The 877-nt window shown below is 70.6% G+C and carries 1 protein-coding gene; it reads left to right on the top strand.

The annotated features are described in order from the left end of the window. A partial coding sequence (locus tag ACT3SQ_RS19285) for an ISL3 family transposase (protein ID WP_444601626.1) occupies positions 1 to 877 on the top strand: 877 nt, incomplete at both ends.

Below are 877 nucleotides of genomic sequence, written 5' to 3'. Positions count from 1 at the left end.
AGTGCTCGCGACCAAGGTCCACTCCCGCCGGTCCCAGCACGTCCGGGACGTCCCCGTGGCCGGGGCGATGGCGGTGGTGTGGGCCAAGCGACGCTGGTTCTGCCTCGAGCCGGCCTGCGCCCGGCGCACGTTCTGGGAAGCCACCGACCAGGTCCCGCACCGCGCGCGCTCAACGACCCGGCTGCGAAACCAGATCGTCTCCGCGGTGATCACCTCTGGCCGGGCAGCCTCGGAAGTCGCCCGGACCCATGGCGTCTCGTGGTGGCTGGTCCAGGCCGCGCTGGCGGCTGCCGCCGTGGTCCTGCCCACCGCCGAGGACGTGTCAGTGACGCGCCTGGGCATCGATGAGCACCGCTACCGGTCGGTGCGCTGGTTCCGCACCGACGACGGTGCCTGGAGACGGTTCGAGCCCTGGATGACGACCCTGGTCGACCTCTCCACCGGGCAGGTCCTCGGTATCGTCGACGGCCGGGACTCCACCGCCGTCGGCGACTGGCTCGCCCAGCGCTCCAAGCTCTGGCGGGAGCGGATCGAGATCGTCGCCATCGATCCCTCGGCCGCGTTCCGCAAAGCACTGCGGACCTACCTGCCCCGCGCTGCGGTCTCGGTCGACAAGTTCCACCTCGTCAAGCTCGGAAACGACATGGTCACCACCGTCCGTCAACGCCTAGCCCGCACCCATCGCGGTCGTCGCGGCCGCAAGGACGACCCGGCCTGGGCCCACCGGATGCTTTTGCTACGCGGCGCTGACACCCTCACTCCACGGGCCTGGGAGCGGTTGGAGACGGTGTTCCGCACCGATGACCCCACCGACGAGCTCTCCGCCGCCTGGGGCATCAAGGAGCAGCTCCGCCGCCTATTGGCGACCGACACCCTG

Source organism: Brachybacterium sp. AOP42-C2-15 (assembly GCF_052377065.1).
Taxonomy (GTDB): Bacteria; Actinomycetota; Actinomycetes; order Actinomycetales; family Dermabacteraceae; genus Brachybacterium.
Note: the sequence above shows the minus strand (reverse complement) of the source record. Positions and strands in the feature narration are given on the sequence as shown.